The sequence below is a fragment of the Roseovarius sp. genome (assembly GCF_030373445.1).
Lineage (GTDB): Bacteria > Pseudomonadota > Alphaproteobacteria > Rhodobacterales > Rhodobacteraceae > Roseovarius.
This window is the reverse complement of sequence record NZ_JAUCYU010000003.1, coordinates 64,673-81,322: the sequence shown is the minus strand read 5'-3', so window position 1 is coordinate 81,322 and position 16,650 is coordinate 64,673. Positions and strand designations below refer to the sequence as shown.

Below are 16,650 nucleotides of genomic sequence, written 5' to 3'. Positions count from 1 at the left end.
ACGTCACAGGACAAAAGCCAGTTATAAGCGCGATCGGCCCGGCCAGCCCGGGCAGGTCTTGATCAGGTCCACGGTCCGCGTGGGTCACTGCGCCGGGTATTGGGAACACGGCTTTTCGAGATCGGCGGCGCGGTCGTTTCCCGGGCAACCCGGGCTTGTCCTGCCATGGCGCGCAAGGCGGCCACGCGGTTCTCGGTTGCAGGGTGGGTCGCGAAAAGCCTGTCGCGCTTGTGCGCGTGAAGGGGGTTGATGATGAACATGTGCGCCGTTGCCGGGTTACGCTCGGCGGCGGCGTTGTCGATCCGGGCGGCTCCGGCAGCGATCTTCTCAAGCGCCGCAGCCAGCCATAGCGGTTCGCCGCAAATCTCGGCGCCCGCCTTGTCGGCGGCGTATTCGCGTGTTCGGCTGATTGCCATCTGCACCAGCGCGGCGGCCAGCGGTGCGAGGATCATGATCAGAAGCGTGCCGATCAGCCCAAGACGTTCCCGCGAGCCGCCGAAGAAGAGTGCGAAGTTGGCCAACATCGAAATCGCACCGGCGAAGGTGGCAGTGACGGTCATGATCGCGGTGTCATGGTTGCGGATATGTGCAAGTTCGTGCGCAATCACGCCCGCAAGTTCTTCGCGGCTCAGGCTGCGTATCAGGCCCGAAGTGACAGCCACCGCGGCATTTTCCGGGTTGCGCCCCGTGGCAAAGGCATTGGGCTGCGGCGTATCGATCAAGTAGACCCTGGGTTCCGGCAGGCCCGCCTTTCGCGCGAGCTCGGCGGTCATGTCATGAAGTCCCGTGCTGTCACCGCGGGTCACCGGCCGGGCATTGTGCATGCGAAGGACCATGCGATCCGAGTTCCACCACGTGTACGCGTTCATGGCGGCCGCCGCGGCGAGAGCGATCACCGCGCCGCCCCAGCCGCCGAGCAGGTAGCCAATTCCCATGAAAAGCGCGGTCATGGCCGCCATCAATACCGCAGTCTTCACGTAGCCCATGTTCGTCCTTTGGAAAGTTACGCCTCGGCCTCAATGAGATATGTGTGGGTTTTCAGAGAGTACAAGCGGTCTTGGTCGTCACGGCAGAACGCGCTCCGGCAACCCCTCCTCTGGCATGTTTCTCCCATACATCTGGATTATGGAGATCATTGAAAACAGATATTTCCGGAATGGCTAGCGATCCTCTTAGATACCGGGGTTTCCGCTTCCAATAGATGTTGCTGCCATGCATGACCTTGCCGACAAGTACAAAGATATCCGTGACGGCGTGCGCGGGCTGTGCGCGCAGTTCCCGCCGGAGTATCACCGGAAGGTGGATGCCGACCGCGGATATCCGGAAGAGTTCGTCGAGGCGCTGACGCAAGACGGATGGATGGCGGCCCTGATACCGGAAGAATACGGCGGTGCGGGCCTGGGGCTCACAGAAGCCAGCGTAATCATGGAAGAGATCAATCGCGCAGGGGGCAATTCCGGCGCCTGCCACGGGCAGATGTACAACATGAACACGCTGGTCCGGCACGGCTCGGAAGAGCAGCGGAAGAAATTCCTGCCGCAGATCGCAGAGGGCAAGCTTCGGCTTCAGTCGATGGGCGTGACAGAACCGACCACGGGCACCGACACGACCAAGATCAAGACGACCGCGGTCAAGAAGGGAGACCGCTATGTCGTCAACGGCCAGAAGGCATGGATCTCTCGCGTGCAGCATTCGGATTACATGATCCTGCTGGCCCGGACCACGCCGCTCGATGAGGTGAAGAAGAAGTCCGAGGGGCTGTCGATCTTCCTTGTCGATATCCAACAGGCGATGAAGAGCGGCATGCAGGTCAAGCCGATCGCCAACATGGTCAACCACGAGACCAACGAGCTTTTCTTCGACGATCTCGAGATACCGGAAGAGAACCTGATCGGCGAGGAAGGGAAGGGGTTCAAATACATTCTCACCGGTCTCAACGCCGAGCGCGCCCTGATCGCGGCGGAGTGTATCGGCGACGGTTACTGGTTCACCGACAAGGTGACCGAATACGCCTGCGAACGCCAGGTCTTCGGCCGGCCCATCGGACAGAACCAGGGCGTGCAGTTCCCCATTGCCGAAGCATATATCGAGGTCGAGGCGGCCAACCTAATGCGCTACCGTGCCTGTGCGCTTTACGATGCAGGCGAACCGTGCGGCGCCGAGGCCAACATGTCCAAGTACCTCGCCGCAAAGGCCAGCTGGGAGGCGGCCAATGCCTGCATCCAGTTCCACGGCGGCTTCGGATTCGCACATGAATACGATGTCGAGCGCAAGTTTCGCGAAACGCGGCTTTACCAGGTCGCGCCGATCTCGACCAACCTGATCCTGTCTTACGTGGCCGAGCATGTGCTCGGAATGCCGAGGTCTTTCTGATGCTTCCCCTGGAGGGCATCGAGGTTGTCGCCATCGAACAAGCGGTCGCCGCGCCCTTCGCTTCGGCCCGGCTTGCCGATGCCGGCGCGCATGTGGTCAAGGTCGAACGGCCCGAGGGCGATTTCGCCCGGGGCTACGATGATGTCGTGAAGGGGCAATCCAGCTATTTCGTCTGGCTGAACCGCGGCAAGGAGTCCTGCACGCTTGATCTTGCGTCGGAGGAGGGGAGCGCGGAGCTGGAGAGGCTGCTGGCGCGGGCGGATATCCTCATCCAGAACCTCAAGCCCGGGGCGCTCGAGCGGTTGGGGTTCGAGACGGCGCGGCTACGTGCCGAGCATCCGCAGCTCATCATCTGTTCCATCAGCGGCTACGGTGACAACGGTCCGATGGCAGACCGCAAGGCCTATGACCTTTTGATCCAGGCGGAATCCGGGCTCTGCTCGATTACCGGCGGGCCAACGGAACCAGCCCGGGTGGGCATTTCCATCGTCGATATTGCCAGTGGTGCCACGGCCCATGCTGCCATTCTCGAGGCCCTGATCCGTCGGGGGAAGAGCGGGGAGGGCGCCGAGATCAACGTGTCGATGTTCGGCGTGATAGCGGACTGGCTGGCTGTGCCATTGCTCAACCACGAAGGTGGCAACAGCCCGCGGCGTGTAGGGCTCGCCCATCCTTCCATTTCGCCCTATGGCGCCTTTCAACCGGGCAGTGGCCCGCCGATCCTGATCTCCATTCAGAGCGACCGGGAATGGCGTATCCTGTGCCGCGATTTCCTAGGCGCACCGGAGCTGGGCAGCGACCCGCGGTTCGCCACGAATGTCGAGCGCGTCCGGAACCGCGAAGAAACCGACGCGCGCGTGGCGCGGGCCTTCTCCCGGTTCAGTGCTGAAGAGGCCATCGCCATCCTGTCCCGCAGCCAGATCGCCTTCGCTTCGGTCAATGACATGGCCGGGCTGGCCGCACATCCGCACCTTCAACGTGTGACCGTTGACACCCCGAACGGACCGGTCAGTTTTCCCGCGCCTGGTTTCGCGTTCGTCGGCGAACCCCGTCACTATGGGCCCGTGCCGGCGCTGCCCCGGAAAACCTGAAGAAATTGGAGAAGCCCTGACCGGGTAGCCTTGTGGCGGCTGGCGTCTTGCGCCATGTCGCCACGCCTTGGTTGGGTCGTACGAAGATCATAGGTCCGCGATATACCAGCCATTGAATTTTCTTATTTCTATTGGCGGCACTATGATGGTTCAATTTCAGCAGGGAGAAGCCGCAAAGGCTATAAAACCTAGGGAGGTAAGCCATGATTTCGAATACCGCAGCCGTGCTGCGCGCCGTCACGTTATGTGCGGCCGTCTCGGCCGCATCGGTCGCTTCGGCCGGTGTCGACGAGTTGCCGCAGGACATTCAGGACAAGCTCTACAATCCTGACCTGCTGGACCCGAACCAGCCGATCGGCGACAGCGCCTATCGCGATTTTGTCGCCAAGAACCCGCCGCCATGGACGATCGGCTATGCGTCGTCCTATGCCGGCAACACGTGGCGTGCAGCGGTGATGGAACGGCTTCAGAACGAGATCATTCCCAAGTGGAAGGATCTCGGCATGATCGACGAAGTGATCATCACCCAATCGAACCTGAACGATTCCACCCAGATCCAGCAAATCCGGCAGCTTGTCGACCAGGGGGTCGACGCGATCGTGGTCTGCTGTTCCAACCCGACCGCGCTAAACGCGTCGGTCGAGTATGCCTACAACAATGACGTGGCCGTGTTCTCGGGCATCGGCTACCTGACCAGCCCCTATTCGGTGAACTCGTCGGCGAACTTCGTCGTGGGCGGCCGGATGATGGGCGAGTGGATGGCCGAGGAGATCGGTGGCGAGGGCCGCGTGCTGAACGTCGAAGGTATCCCCGGCGCGTCCGCCTCCGATAGCCAGAACGTGGGTATCGAGGCGGCGATGGCGGAATACCCTGATATCGAGGTCAAGGGCCCGATCGCCGGCATGTGGACCGACCAGGTCGCGCAGGCCGAGGTTCAGCGCTGGCTGGCCACCAACCCCGGCAAGCTGGACGGCATCCTGATCCAGTCGGCCTCCGAACTCGGCGCGCTGCGGGCCCTGCAGCAATCGGGCCGTCCGATGGTTCCGATCACGATAGGCTCGGAAATGGGGGCGCTGTGCTACTGGCGGAACAACCCCGATTACGTCTCTGCGGCGATCCATGCCTGGCCTCCGGGTGACGATTTCGAGATGATCTGGAACATCATGATGCGCACGCTTCAGGGGCAGGGGCCGAAGATCCAGTCGATCCTGACAACGCCCGTCAAGATGACCAAGGAAGAGATGATGGAAGCCATTCCCGAGGATTGCTCCGAGCAGTCGGCGGGCTGGTACCACCCGGGCATCGAGGAATGGGCCGGCAAGGACTTCCTCGACAACTTCTTCCTGCACCCTGCCGATCCGGAAGCCTACGATCCGGCCTCCCATCCGGCCGCGCAGTAACCGTTGCAGACCCGGCCGCCGTTTGCGCGGCGGCCGGGTCGAAAACAAAACTGTCTGAAAATCCCGGAATTCGTGGAATACTGACCCGAGGGGGAGGTCGCCGTGGCTACTGTAGCGGCTGAAATCATCGACGTGCGCAAGACCTTCGGTCCGACCGTGGCGCTTGACCGGGTCAGTCTTCGTGCATTTACCGGGGAAGTTCACGCCATCATCGGCGGTAACGGCTCGGGCAAGTCGACGCTGGCCAAGGTTATTTCCGGGGTGCTGGTGCCGGATCAGGGGCAGGTGTCGATCTTCGGCAAGTCGGCCACGAATCCCTCGGAATCCCGCGCGCTGGGCATTGCGAACGTCTACCAGGAAGTGCTGGTGGCCGATGAATGCTCGGTCATCGACAACCTCTTCCTCGGTGCTGACGGGCTGTTCTCGACAGCGGAGCCTTACGACGCACGCTATGCCCGGGCCGAGAAAATCATGCGCGAGCTGCTGGGCTTCGACCTGGATCCGGAAACGATCGTGGGCGAGCTTCCCCTGTCGATCAAGCAGTGGATTACCATCGCCCGCGGCATGCTGACGAACCCGCGCGTGCTGATCCTCGACGAGAGCTCGGCCGCGCTCGATTTCGAGGCGACCCAGCGACTGTTCCGGAAAATGCGCGAGTTGACGGCGCAGGGCTGCGCCATCTTCATCGTGACCCACCGGATTGCCGAACTCGTCCAGATTGCCGACCGCGCCACCGTGCTGCGCGACGGCGTGTCGGTGGGCACGCTGAACAAGGAAGAGATCACCGAGGAACAGATCCTGCACCTGATCGCCGGCCCAGAACGTGAAAGCGCGCATTCCACCAGCAAGCCGGTCGAAAAGCAGGCCGAGCGCCCCGTTCTTCGGGCCAACGATATGCGCGTCTGGCCCGATACCGACGCCTTCGATTTCAACCTCTACCCGGGCGAAGTGGTTGGCGTGACCGGGCTAGATGGTCAGGGGCAGGCCGATTTCGTCCAGGCGCTGGCCGGCATCGAACCGGCTTTGAGCGGATCGATTCATACCGTGCATCACGGCGTGGCCGAACCGATCTTCGATCTCCACAGCGCCCGGCACAACGGAATCGCGTATGTCTCGGGCGACCGGAAGAAGGAAGGAATCTTCCCGAACCTGTCGATCTACGAGAACATGTGCCTGTCGATCTACCCGGAATATGCCGCGGGCGGGCCGTTCAATTTCGTCAACCGGCAGAAGCTCGACCCGATCTTCGAGCACGAGACCGGCAACCTTGCCACCAAGATGGGCGACCCGGGCAACCTGATCACGTCGCTTTCGGGTGGCAACCAGCAGAAGATCCTGATCGCGCGGTCCTTTGCCGAGCGGCCGCGCGTGCTGGTGCTGAACGATCCGGCGCGGGGCATCGACGTCGGCGCCAAGCTCGATCTCTATCGCAACCTGCGGGCCTTTGCGGCGCGGGGCAACGCGGTGGTGTTCCTGTCGTCCGAGATCGAGGAGTTCATCGACCTCTGCAATCGCGTGCTGGTGTTCCGGGGCGGGGTGATCTCCTCGACCTTCGAGCCGCCCTTCGACCCCCATGTCATCCTGAACGCCACTTTCGGTCGCAAGCTCGACGCGGCGATGCCGGGCGAGGAAACCCACGAGGCGCGCAAGGTCATAGAATGGCGCCCGCGCCACGAGGCCGGCCGCCCGGCCGCGCGCCCGGTGCGCATGCGCCCCGAGATCAACAGGAGGATTTCCATGAACCAATCGGGCTTCCTGCTGCTGGCCCCCGATATCCCGCAGGGCAGCATCATTCCGGACCGGTTTTCCGAAATCAACAAGCGCTCGCCCGCGCTGGAATGGGAAGGGGTGCCGGAGGGCACGCAAAGCTTTGCCCTGTCGATCACCGATCCCGACCTGCCGCCGGAGTTCGAGTTTCCGCGCAGCTTCGCGCACTGGCTGGTCTACAACATCCCCGGCGACGCGCGCAGCCTGAAGGAGGGCGCGTCGATGACGTCGGCCATGCCCTCGGGCTCGCAGGAGCTGAACCCCGATTTCGTCACCTTCGGCATCCCCGGCTTCGGGCGCGGCTATGGCGGGCCATGGCCGCCCGACCGGGCGCACCGCTACATCTTCACGCTTTACGCGCTCAAAACACGGACGCTCGACCTGCCGCCCGATGCCGACCTTCCGGCTTTCGCGCAGGCGATCCTGCCCGTGACGATCGACCAGACAAGTTTCACCGCAACCTATGGCCCGGCCAAAGCGGCGCTGCCCGCGGCCTGACAGACAGGAGAGAACAATGAGCAAATTCGGCAGCAGAAACGCCTTCGACCTGGAGTGGGTCGAGCGCTGGGCGCGCCTTGTGAACGAGGACCGTGTCCTGCCGCGGATCGGACGGTTCTTCAACGCCCGCTTCGTGGTGGGCGTGGACGACACCGACTACCTTCTCGAGGTCCGCAAGGGCAAGATCGAGAAGATATCCGAGGGGCTCGAACCCTCCGACCTCGGTTACGAGTTCGCGCTGCGGGCGCCATCCTCGGCCTGGTCGAAGTTCAGCCAGAAAATGCCGCCGCCGATGTTCAATGACATCTGGGCGATGGCGCACCCGCTGCACAAGCAGCTTCATATCGAAGGCAACCAGCTGACCTTTTGGCAGAACCTGCGGGCGCTGACCTGGATGCTGGCGCTGATGCGCGAAGTTTAAGGAGAGCGAGCCATGAACAAGCATGATCCGATCGTCGGCCGCTACGTCTACATCACCTGCCAGGGCAAGACGTACCGGACCTATTACGAAGAAGCGGGCGAGGGCATTCCCATGGTCTGCCTGCACACCGCCGGCGCCGACGGGCGCGAATACCGCCATCAGCTCAGCGACCCGGACATGAACTCGAACTTCCGGATGATCGCGTTCGACCTGCCGTGGCACGGCAAGTCGCTTCCCCCGGAAGGCTTCCAGCTGATGGAGGACGAGTACAAGCTGACCACCAGCTTCTATTCCGAGTTCATCCTCGAATTCTGCCGCGCGCTGGAGCTGCACAAGCCGGTCGTGATGGGCCAGTCGATGGGCGGCAACATCTGCCTCGAACTGGCGCTGCGCTACGAGAATGAATACTCGGCCCTGATCGCTCTGGAAGGCTGCGATCATTCGCCGGGCTGGTGGATCGACCCGCTGCATCACCCTGCCATTCATGGTGGCGAGGCCTGTGCCACCGCCGTCTTCGGCCTAATGGCGCCCGACAGCCCCGATGAATACCGGTGGGAAACCTGGTGGTACTATGCCCAGGGCGGCCCGGGCATCTTCAAGGGCGACCTCTACTACTACTCGGTCGACAGCGACTATCGCGACAAGGTCCACAAGATCTCGGGCAAGGTGCCGATCTACTTCCTGACCGGGGAATACGATTTCGCCTGTACCCCCGAGATGACCCAGCGCACCGCCGAGAAGGTCAAGAACAGCGAGTGCGTCATCTTCGGCGGCGGCCACTTCCCGACCTCGGAAGACCCCGAGAAGTTCAAGGAGGTGATCACGCCGGTGCTGAAGAAGATCGTCCAGAACGATCCCGAACGCCGGGGCAAGACGGCGCGCGACTGGTCGTCCCGCGGCTCTGACGGGGGCTCGCGCAGCCGCTCGTCGGAGACCAAGAGCGACCGCCGCGTGATCGATCTCTGACCGGCTGCAACTGACGAAAGACGACGGCAAACATGGCAACCCGCGCCTCTTCCGCAAACGCCTACCTGCTGGTGCCCATCGTGCTGATGGCCGCCCTGCTTGGAACGGCGGTCATCCGCGGGCCGAGCCTGATCACGGAATCGGGTATCGGCAGCGCGGTGATCGTGGCGGCGCCGGTGATCCTTGCGACCTATGCGCTGATGGTGCTGGCGGTGGCCGGGCGCGGCACGGTCGACCTGGCTGTCGGGCCGCTTCTGGCCTTTATCAACGTTGTCATCGTCAAGCTCAGCACGGCCGAAATCCTGTCCAGCCCGATCGCGACCTTCATCGTGGCGATCGGGCTGGGCATGCTCTACCAGCTCCTCTTTGCGCTGATCGTGATCTGGGTGCGGGTGCAGCCGATCATCGTGGCGCTTTCGGGTTTCCTCGCGCTCACCGGCATCAACCTCGTGATCCTGCCACGGCCGGGCGGCGTGGCACCGGAATTCATGATGAGCTGGGGCGCGGGTACGACGATCTTCTCGCCGGTCCTGGTGATCCTCGTGGTGGCCACGCTGAGCTGGTACCTGTTCACCGCCTCGACCTTCTACACCAACCTCAAGATGATGGGCTATGACGAGCGCGCCGCCTGGACCTCGGGTGTGCGCACCGACGTCGTGCGTATCGGCGCCCACCTCATTGCCGGGGTTTATGTCGGGCTGGGTGCGATCTGTTACACCGCGTTGATCTCGTCGGGTGACCCGACGCAGGGGCAGAGCATGACGCTGACGGCAATCACCGCGCTGGTGCTGGGCGGCGTGGCGCTGTCCGGCGGACGCGGCGGCGTGACCGGGGCGCTTCTGGGCGCGGTCAGCCTGTGGCTGATCGGGTACGTGCTGGCAACCTTCAATTTCGGCGCCATCCAGGCGTTCATGACGCAGATGGTCTACGGGATCATCCTCGTGCTGTCGCTATTGCTGACGCTGCTCGTTCCGGTGATCGCGCGCTACGTCAGCTTCATCTCGCCCTGGAGCGCGTTCCTCGTTCTGGGCGTCATCGTCCTCAGCATCATGATGCAGGTCGGCACCTTCGACACTTATGCCGAGGTCGCGCCGGTCGCCGTCGAGGCGGCGACCTCCGAGCGGTATTTCCTGATCGAGCCGGCACGCGTGGCCGCCGACGGATTCCGGATCTCGCCGGTTCAGGCCTTTGCCCTGATCGCCGGCCTGGGCGCCATTGCCATCGTCCTTGCCGCGCGGTTGGTCGATGCCGAGTCCGGAGCCCGCAAGATGGGCCCGTTCCTCTACCTCTTCGTTGCCGCGATGCTGATCGCGCTATTCGTGGCGATCATCGTGCAGCCTGACAGCAGCCTCTTCGGGGTGCCGAAATGACCGAGCGTTCAGATACAAGGGGCCGCGTCTCCGTGCTGCCGATGCCGAAGTCGATCGCGCTGGTATGGCTGAATATCGGGCTTTCGCTGGTCGTGGCGGCCATCGGTCTCGGCGTCGGCTTCGCGCAGGAGGTCTCGGCCCAAAGGGTGATCCTCTTCACGATCCTGACGGCGACGGTTCTCTTCCTGCTCCTCAACTATATCGTGGCCGCGTTCGAGGCCAACGCCGCGGCCCGGGCGGAGGAGACCGAGGACGAACAGGAGGAACGCAGCGGCCGGACCAGGAAGCTCTGGCGCAACAACCGCGTGTTGATCATCGCGATGGCCGGGCTGCTGGTGCTGTACCTGCTGCTGACCGCGGCCATTCCGGAATTCCGGTCGATCAAGAACCTGATCGGCTTCCTCGTCCTCGAGCTGATCCTGCTATTCGCCTTCAAGGTCTCGGGCCAGTTCGCCTCGGGCCGCAGCGCCTTCATCGGGCTGATCGTGCTGTTTGCGCTAATCGTCATCTCGGCCTTCTCTATCGAGGGGTTTCTCTCGGGGCCCAACATCAAGGCGATCCTGCTCTTTGCGGCCTTCCTCGGCATCGCCAGCGTCGGGCAGACGATGGTGGCGCTTCTGGGCGGGCTCGACCTGTCGATCCCCTTCGTGATCGGCTCGTCCAACATCGCGCTTCTGTTCCTGATCACGCTTGGCGTGCCGTCCTTCGTGGCCTTCGGCTTCATCCTCGTGCTGGGTGGCATCGTCGGGCTGTTTAACGGCATCATGAGCTATCGCTTGCAGGGGCAGGCGCTGATCGTGACGCTTGGGTCGGGCTTCGCGCTGGCAGGCTTCACCCAGATCATGACTTCGATCGGCTCGCAATTCGCCGGGAACGTGTTCGGGACGGTGCCGAAATGGCTGTCGAACCTGGCGGCGATGAACGGAAAGTTCATCGGTATGAACTTCCCGCCGACCATCGCTATCTGGATCATCATCGCCATCGTCATGATCATCGGGCTGAGAACCACGGCCTGGGGCCGGAACCTTTACGCGCTTGGCGGCAATCGCCGCTCGGCCAGCCTGATCGGCGTGAGCGAGTTCAAGTACTGGGTCGGCTGTTACACCATTTCCGGCGTCTTCGCGGCGCTGACCGGCTCGCTTCTGCTGGGCTGGTCCGGCGGGGCATTCATCGGGGTGGGCGACCCCTATCTTTTCACCACGCTGGCCGCTGTCGTCATCGGGGGTACGTCTCTGCTGGGCGGCAACGGTGGCTATGGCTTTACCGTGATCGGTGTCCTCGTGCTGCAGGTGCTGACCTCGTTCCTGCAGGGCATCGGGCTCCAGTACGAATGGCAACAGTTCATCTTCGGTCTGCTGATCCTGCCGATGGTCGCTCTTTACGGGCGCTCACCGCATATCCGGGCCACCGTCTGAGGAAACGCAATGTTCACTACTCTCTATACCTCCGCCGACGTGGTCGCCAGCGCCCTGACCGGGCTCGCCCTGATGAGCCTGGCCTCGGCGATGATCTGTTACGTGGGTCTCAGCTGGTCGAACGAACGCTGGCGGGTGCCCGAGGCGCTGGTCGGCACCGCCTGCCTTGCCACGGCGCTTTATTATGCCGGCGCGGCGGGCTTCTGGTTCTCGGGCGGAGAGGCCAGCGCCGGCGTGCGCTTCTCGGCGTGGTACACGGTGCATCCGCTGCAGGTCGCGGCCGTCTATTTCTTCGCCCGCACCCAGGGGCCCGTCCCGGTCGGTGTCTTCTGGCGCATCACCGGTGCGGCCCTTCTGATGGTATTCGGGCGGTGGCTGGGGGATGCCAGCTTCTTCAACCCGACCCTTGGCGCGCTGCTGTCCATCGCCTTCTGGCTCTACATCCTGGGCGAGATGTATTTCGGCGCGATGTCCGAGGCGGTGCGCAAATCCTCGCGCCCCGTCCGCATCGGCTATTTCTGGATCCGCCTGCTGATGACCGTGGGCTGGGCCGCCTATCCGATCCTGCATTTCGTCGACGTCGTGATCGGCGTCGGCCAATCGGGCGGTGTCATCGTGCTCTACAGCGTATTCGACATCGTCAACCTCATCATACCGTCTCTCATCGTCGTGGCCGTCGCCGGCCAGGACCGCTACTGACCGCCCCCGGCGTTAAGGAAGGAAACATGTCATGACCGGTGCCGATATCATCGCAATCGTCATCCTGATCACGATCCTGATCGCAGTGGGGGTCTACCTGCTGCACTGGCTCTATCGCCATTCCTCGAAAGACCAGAGCTTCGTCCGAACCGGTTCGGGCGGCGAGCGGGTCGTGATGGGCGGCGGGGCGCTGGTGATCCCGATCGTTCACGACATCACCGTCGTGAACATGAACGCCATTCCGATCGAGATACGGCGGCAGGGCGAGCAATCGCTGATCACCAAGAACAAGATGCGCATCGACATCACGACCGAGTTCTTCGTGCGGGTGGTGGCGACGGAAGAGGGCGTCTCGGCCGCCGCGCGGACCCTCGGCGCACGCACGCAGGATGCGATGGCGCTGAAGGAGGTGATCCAGGGGCGGCTGGTCGATGCGATGTCGACGGTGGCCGCCTCGATGACGATGGACGAAATCCACCAGGATCGTGCCGGGTTCATCCGCCATGTGACGCAGCTTCTGGAAGGGGTGCTCGAAAAGAACGGGCTGGAGCTTGAAACCGCCTCGCTCACCTCGCTCAACCAGGCGGATATCTCGGTCTTCGACCCATCGAACTTCTTCGATTCCGAGGGCCTGACCCTGATCGTGCGCGAAACCGAAGAACGCCGCAAGCTGCGCAACCAGATCGAGAACGAAACCAAGGTCCAGATCAAGACGCGTGACTTCGAAGCCGAACAGCGGGTGATCGAGATCGACCGCGATCTCGAATATGTCCGGCTCGATCAGAGCCGCGACATCGAGACCCGCAAGTCGCAACAGGCCGCGGCGATCGAGGCGGAACGCTCTACCTCACAGATCGCCATCACCCAGGCCCGCACCAGGACGGAGGAGGAATCCGAACGCGTCAAGATCGCCAAGTCGCGGGCCATCGACGAGGAACGCATTCGTAGCGAAAACGAAATCCGGTCCTACGAGATCGAGAGACTACGCGACACCGAACTGGCCGACATCACCGCGAAATCCCGTCTTGAGACCGAGCGGATCCAGACGCGCCGTCAGGTCGAGTCGGAGCGCATCGAGCGCGAGCAGGAGGTGCGCGAGGCGCAGATCAAGTCGCGGCTGGAGCTTGAGACCTACGAGGCGAAAAGCAACGCCGAGATCCAGCACGCGCATTACCTGTCGCAGCAGGAGATCGAGAACGCGCGGATCAACACCGAGAAGTTCATCGAACTGGCCAGCGTGGCCCGTGAAAAGGAAATCAGCGTCTCGGTCGCGGAATCGGAAACCGAACAGGAGCGCGCCGTGCTGGCCCGCAAGCTGGCCGTGGAAAGCAACCGTGTCGAGACCGAGGAACAGATCCGTGCCCGCGAAATCCAGCGGGAGCACAAGATCAAGTTGGCCGAGACCGCCAGCTTCCGCGAGATCGAGGATGCGCGCATCGTCGCCGACCGCGAAGTCGAGGAACTGCGCGTGGCCGCGCGGCGCTATATCGAGCGGTTCGACATCGAGCGGCAGATGGAAATCGACATCGCCGAGAAGGAGCGCCTGATCGCCGTGGTCAACAAGGCCATCGACGAAGCCGTGGCCCGCACCAGCGAGGCGGAGGCGCAGAAGATCCTCGCCCAGACCGAAGAGCAGATCGAGTCGGCCCGTGCCTCGGAGAAGGCCAGCCGTGCCAAGACGATCGAGGTCATCGACGCCGAGGCCCGCGCGCAGCGTGAGACCATCCGGCTTGTCAAACAGGCCGAGGCCGAGAAGAGCGCCAGCGAACAGCGCGCCGAGGGCGACATGGCCGAGGCCCGCGCGGCCGAGTTCCGGTACGGTGTCGATGCCGAGGGTCATCGCAAGCTCAACGAAGCCGAGAATATTCGCAACGCCGAGGCGCGGCGCAGCGCCATCCTCGAATCCGTGGTCAACCGCCTGCCCGAGATCATCCGCGAACAGGTCAAGCCGATGGAAAACATCGAGTCGATCAAGATCCTGCAGGTCGATGGCCTGCCGGGTCTCAACAGCCCGTCCGAGATGCGCGGTGGCGGCGGCTCGGGCGGCGGCGAGGGTACCGGCGGGGGCGGCAGCGTATCGGATTCGGTGGTGAACTCTGCCATGAAATACCGCACCCAGGTCGCTTTCGTCGACGGGCTGATGGAAGAGATCGGCCTGCCGCTGAAGAACCTCGGCTCGGCCGGAGGCATGTCGTTCCGCAACTTCCCCGAAGTGAAAGGCGATGACGGAAAGTCCGGGGGCAAGGATGACTGACCGGACAGGGTGAGATCGCGATGATCGAGAACAACCTCTTCGACCGCCTCGACCGACACGGGCTGGTGATGGCGATCTGGTCTCCGGCGGCCTTCCTGGCGGCAGCGCTTCTGCACAAAGGCGTGACCGCCGGCGGGGGCGCATGGTGGATCGGCGCGGGTTTCGGGGTGCTTATCCTGGGCTATGCCGGGCATGTCATCGTCAACGCGGTGCTCAAGACCCGCTTCACAGCCGGTGAGACGGCACTTGGTCTCGTGACCTTTGCTGTCGGTATCGTGGCGCTGCTGGTCACCGTGCTGGTGGCTCCGTCCGAGACGGTCGAGCGTGTCGTGCTTCCTGTCGGGCTGGGGCTGGTTTCGCTGGTGGTGGCGGTGATCGCCTACCTCGTGATCGCCTTCGGTCCGCGCGGCGCTTTCGAGAGGTTCGACGTCATACGCGACAACAACCTGCGCCCCGCCTCGCGTCTTCCGCACAGGGGTGGGCGCCGGTGACCCCTCTGCTTCTCAGCCTGCTGGTTCTGGTCGCGCTATATGGCCTTTACTTCGCGGCCCGCACGGCACGTGTGGGCGGACCGCCCGGGGAATTCGCCGATGGCGGGGCGAACCTCCCGGGCTGGGCGGTGATGTTCCTGCTGCCGGGGTTGGCGGTCGCCGGGCTGGGCGTAGAACGGCATTTCACCCTGGTGGGGCGGTTCGGCCTTCAGGCCTCTCACGTATCGGCCGGGCTGGTGTTGGTTGCAATCGCGGCTTTGCTGGTCTGGAACCGGCTGTGGATGGCGACGCGAGTTGCGGGGCTCTTCACCCCCGGCGAGGCGTTGGGACGGTTTTACGACTCCGTCGCGCTTCGGGTGGTCGTGATGGGGCTGACGGTACTCTTCGCGCTGCCCTTTGCCGGGCATATCCTGTCATCCGTATCGGTTCTTCTCGAGGCGGCGACCGAAGGCCTTATACCGCGTGCGGCGGGCGTGTGGATGATTGCCATCGCGCTGGCCATTCCGGCCATCGTCGGCGGTTGGCGGGCGACGATCATGACGCTGGCAATGTATTCCGTGCTGCTGGCCCTCTTGATGCCGGGGCTGACCGTGTTGACCGAGATCACTGCCACCGGACCGGGCTTCCCCGCCCAGTCCATCGGCGTGGCCGACGGGATTCTTTGGGATCGCATCCCGGGCGTTCTTCAGAACTCGGCCGGCATCGGCAAGGCGATGCCGCCGGGCGGCATCTTCACTGCTGCCGCCATCTCCTCCTCTGCTGTCGCGCTGCTGGGCATCGTCTTCAGCCCGGCGGTGCTCTATCTCGGGCAGACCGCACCGGCGGGGCGGGGTCTAGGTGTTTCTACCGTCTGGCTGCTGGCGGGGCTGGTCGCTGGCGGGTTCGTACTGGGTGGTCCGGTGCTGGCGGCCAGGATGTCCGACGGGCCGTTGGCCCTGGCCGGCTCCCTCTTCGAGGTTGAGCCGTTGGCCGGGGCAGGGCTACTGCTGCTTATGATGATCGGGGGCCTGCTGGCGGTCAGCTTTTTCGTAACGGGTGGGTCCATCCTGATCACGCGCGAACTTGTCCTGACCTACCTGTTCCCGAAACTCGGTGCGCGACAGGCACGGCTGGGTCACCGTATTTCACTGGGCTTGGCTTTCTTCTTCGTGGCGCTTTCCGCGAGTTTCGCGCCGCTCATCTGCGCCGTGGGGGCGAGCGTCGCTCTCCCGCTTTCGGTACAGCTGCTACCGGCGGTTCTGGGTCTGACTTTCCTGCGGGTGATCAGTCGAGGCGGGGTTATGGCTGGCCTCAGCATCGGCTGTCTCATCGTCGTCTTTACTGAGCCGCTCGGGCTCATCCTCTTCGAGTCGCTCTTCGTCGAGTTGCCGTGGGGCCGTTGGCCGCTGACGATCCACTCGGCGGCCTGGGGGCTGGCCTTCAACCTGGCGTTTGTCCTGCTGAGCTCGGCCGCCACCTTGCGGTCCCCCGACCGGTTCCAGCGCGACCGCCTGCATGACGCGGTCGAGGCTGCACTGCCGCCCCGCCAGACGGGCGGGCGGGGGCTTCTGTGGTCCCTGATGCTGCTCTGGGGTTTTCTCGCCTACGGGCCGGGCGCGATTTTGGGCAACAGTTTCTTCAGCGAGCCGATCTTCACCGACCGCTCGGCTGATCTGGGTGTCCCGTCGCTCTGGGTTTGGCAAATCCTGTTCTGGCTTCTGGGCGTGCTGCTGGTCTGGTGGTTCGCCTATCGCGTCGGACTGGGCCGGACATCGGCCGAACGGATCAAGCCGATCACGCTCGGCGAGCCGGAAAAACGGCGCACGCCGGACTGGCTGGCCGCCGGGCTGGAGAGGGTGGTGAAGAAAGCGTCGTAACGATGTTTGCGAGGCCATCCCCAGTACTTACCAAAACTCAAAGAACCAA

At 63.5% G+C, this 16,650-nt stretch carries 13 protein-coding genes; 12 read left to right on the top strand and 1 reads right to left on the bottom strand.

Features of this window, described 5'->3' with window-relative positions; translation table 11 throughout:
- Positions 1–62: 62 nt before the first annotated feature.
- Complete coding sequence (gene htpX / locus QUV18_RS06760) at positions 63–986, bottom strand: zinc metalloprotease HtpX (protein ID WP_300892752.1); 924 nt, start codon at positions 984–986, stop codon at positions 63–65.
- Between the two features lie 226 nt (positions 987–1,212).
- Between htpX and QUV18_RS06755 the strand changes: the two genes are divergently transcribed.
- The 12 genes from QUV18_RS06755 (at position 1,213) to QUV18_RS06700 (ending at position 16,601) form a co-directional block, all read left to right on the top strand.
- Positions 1,213–2,373, top strand: coding sequence for an acyl-CoA dehydrogenase family protein (locus QUV18_RS06755; RefSeq protein WP_300892751.1), 1,161 nt, complete (start codon positions 1,213–1,215; stop codon positions 2,371–2,373).
- Positions 2,373–3,464 (top strand): CaiB/BaiF CoA-transferase family protein, encoded by a 1,092-nt coding sequence (locus QUV18_RS06750; protein ID WP_300892749.1) that lies wholly within the window; start codon positions 2,373–2,375, stop codon positions 3,462–3,464. Before QUV18_RS06755 ends, QUV18_RS06750 begins: the two co-directional genes overlap by 1 nt.
- 203 nt (positions 3,465–3,667) lie before the next feature.
- The gene (locus tag QUV18_RS06745) at positions 3,668–4,864 is read left to right on the top strand and encodes an ABC transporter substrate-binding protein (protein ID WP_300892748.1); all 1,197 of its coding nucleotides are present in this window, start codon (positions 3,668–3,670) and stop codon (positions 4,862–4,864) included.
- A 102-nt stretch (positions 4,865–4,966) separates the two neighbouring features.
- Positions 4,967–7,129, top strand: a complete 2,163-nt coding sequence (locus tag QUV18_RS06740; protein ID WP_300892746.1) for a YbhB/YbcL family Raf kinase inhibitor-like protein — start codon at positions 4,967–4,969, stop codon at positions 7,127–7,129.
- 16 nt (positions 7,130–7,145) lie between these two features.
- Positions 7,146–7,550 carry a hypothetical protein gene (locus QUV18_RS06735; protein ID WP_300892745.1) on the top strand — a complete coding sequence of 135 codons (405 nt, stop codon included), beginning with the start codon at positions 7,146–7,148 and terminating at the stop codon, positions 7,548–7,550.
- Positions 7,551–7,562: 12 nt separating this feature from the next.
- A complete protein-coding gene (locus tag QUV18_RS06730) occupies positions 7,563–8,516 on the top strand; it encodes an alpha/beta hydrolase (RefSeq protein WP_300892743.1) in 954 nt (317 codons plus the stop codon).
- A gap of 32 nt (positions 8,517–8,548) precedes the next feature.
- Complete coding sequence (locus QUV18_RS06725) at positions 8,549–9,886, top strand: ABC transporter permease (protein ID WP_300892741.1); 1,338 nt, start codon at positions 8,549–8,551, stop codon at positions 9,884–9,886.
- On the top strand, positions 9,883–11,301 hold the full coding sequence (locus QUV18_RS06720) for an ABC transporter permease (RefSeq protein ID WP_300892740.1): 1,419 nt from the start codon (positions 9,883–9,885) through the stop codon (positions 11,299–11,301). The genes QUV18_RS06725 and QUV18_RS06720 overlap by 4 nt, the downstream gene beginning before the upstream one ends.
- Positions 11,302–11,310: 9 nt before the next feature.
- Positions 11,311–12,000: a bacteriorhodopsin gene (locus QUV18_RS06715; RefSeq protein ID WP_064258708.1), complete on the top strand. Its 690-nt coding sequence runs from the start codon at positions 11,311–11,313 to the stop codon at positions 11,998–12,000.
- Between the two features lie 31 nt (positions 12,001–12,031).
- Positions 12,032–14,254 (top strand): flotillin family protein, encoded by a 2,223-nt coding sequence (locus tag QUV18_RS06710; RefSeq protein WP_300892737.1) that lies wholly within the window; start codon positions 12,032–12,034, stop codon positions 14,252–14,254.
- 20 nt (positions 14,255–14,274) lie between these two features.
- On the top strand, positions 14,275–14,745 hold the full coding sequence (locus QUV18_RS06705) for a hypothetical protein (RefSeq protein ID WP_300892736.1): 471 nt from the start codon (positions 14,275–14,277) through the stop codon (positions 14,743–14,745).
- On the top strand, positions 14,742–16,601 hold the full coding sequence (locus QUV18_RS06700) for a hypothetical protein (protein ID WP_300892735.1): 1,860 nt from the start codon (positions 14,742–14,744) through the stop codon (positions 16,599–16,601). Before QUV18_RS06705 ends, QUV18_RS06700 begins: the two co-directional genes overlap by 4 nt.
- The last annotated feature ends 49 nt before the right edge of the window (positions 16,602–16,650 follow it).

Excerpts from the sequence above, each read along its gene's own strand:
- htpX (WP_300892752.1), bottom strand. The coding sequence starts at position 986 with ATGGGCTACGTGAAGACTGCGGTATTGATGGCGGCCATGACCGCGCTT.
- QUV18_RS06755 (WP_300892751.1), top strand. The coding sequence starts at position 1,213 with ATGCATGACCTTGCCGACAAGTACAAAGATATCCGTGACGGCGTGCGC.
- QUV18_RS06750 (WP_300892749.1), top strand. The coding sequence starts at position 2,373 with ATGCTTCCCCTGGAGGGCATCGAGGTTGTCGCCATCGAACAAGCGGTC.
- QUV18_RS06745 (WP_300892748.1), top strand. The coding sequence starts at position 3,668 with ATGATTTCGAATACCGCAGCCGTGCTGCGCGCCGTCACGTTATGTGCG.
- QUV18_RS06735 (WP_300892745.1), top strand. The coding sequence starts at position 7,146 with ATGAGCAAATTCGGCAGCAGAAACGCCTTCGACCTGGAGTGGGTCGAG.
- QUV18_RS06730 (WP_300892743.1), top strand. The coding sequence starts at position 7,563 with ATGAACAAGCATGATCCGATCGTCGGCCGCTACGTCTACATCACCTGC.
- QUV18_RS06725 (WP_300892741.1), top strand. The coding sequence starts at position 8,549 with ATGGCAACCCGCGCCTCTTCCGCAAACGCCTACCTGCTGGTGCCCATC.
- QUV18_RS06720 (WP_300892740.1), top strand. The coding sequence starts at position 9,883 with ATGACCGAGCGTTCAGATACAAGGGGCCGCGTCTCCGTGCTGCCGATG.
- QUV18_RS06715 (WP_064258708.1), top strand. The coding sequence starts at position 11,311 with ATGTTCACTACTCTCTATACCTCCGCCGACGTGGTCGCCAGCGCCCTG.
- QUV18_RS06710 (WP_300892737.1), top strand. The coding sequence starts at position 12,032 with ATGACCGGTGCCGATATCATCGCAATCGTCATCCTGATCACGATCCTG.
- QUV18_RS06705 (WP_300892736.1), top strand. The coding sequence starts at position 14,275 with ATGATCGAGAACAACCTCTTCGACCGCCTCGACCGACACGGGCTGGTG.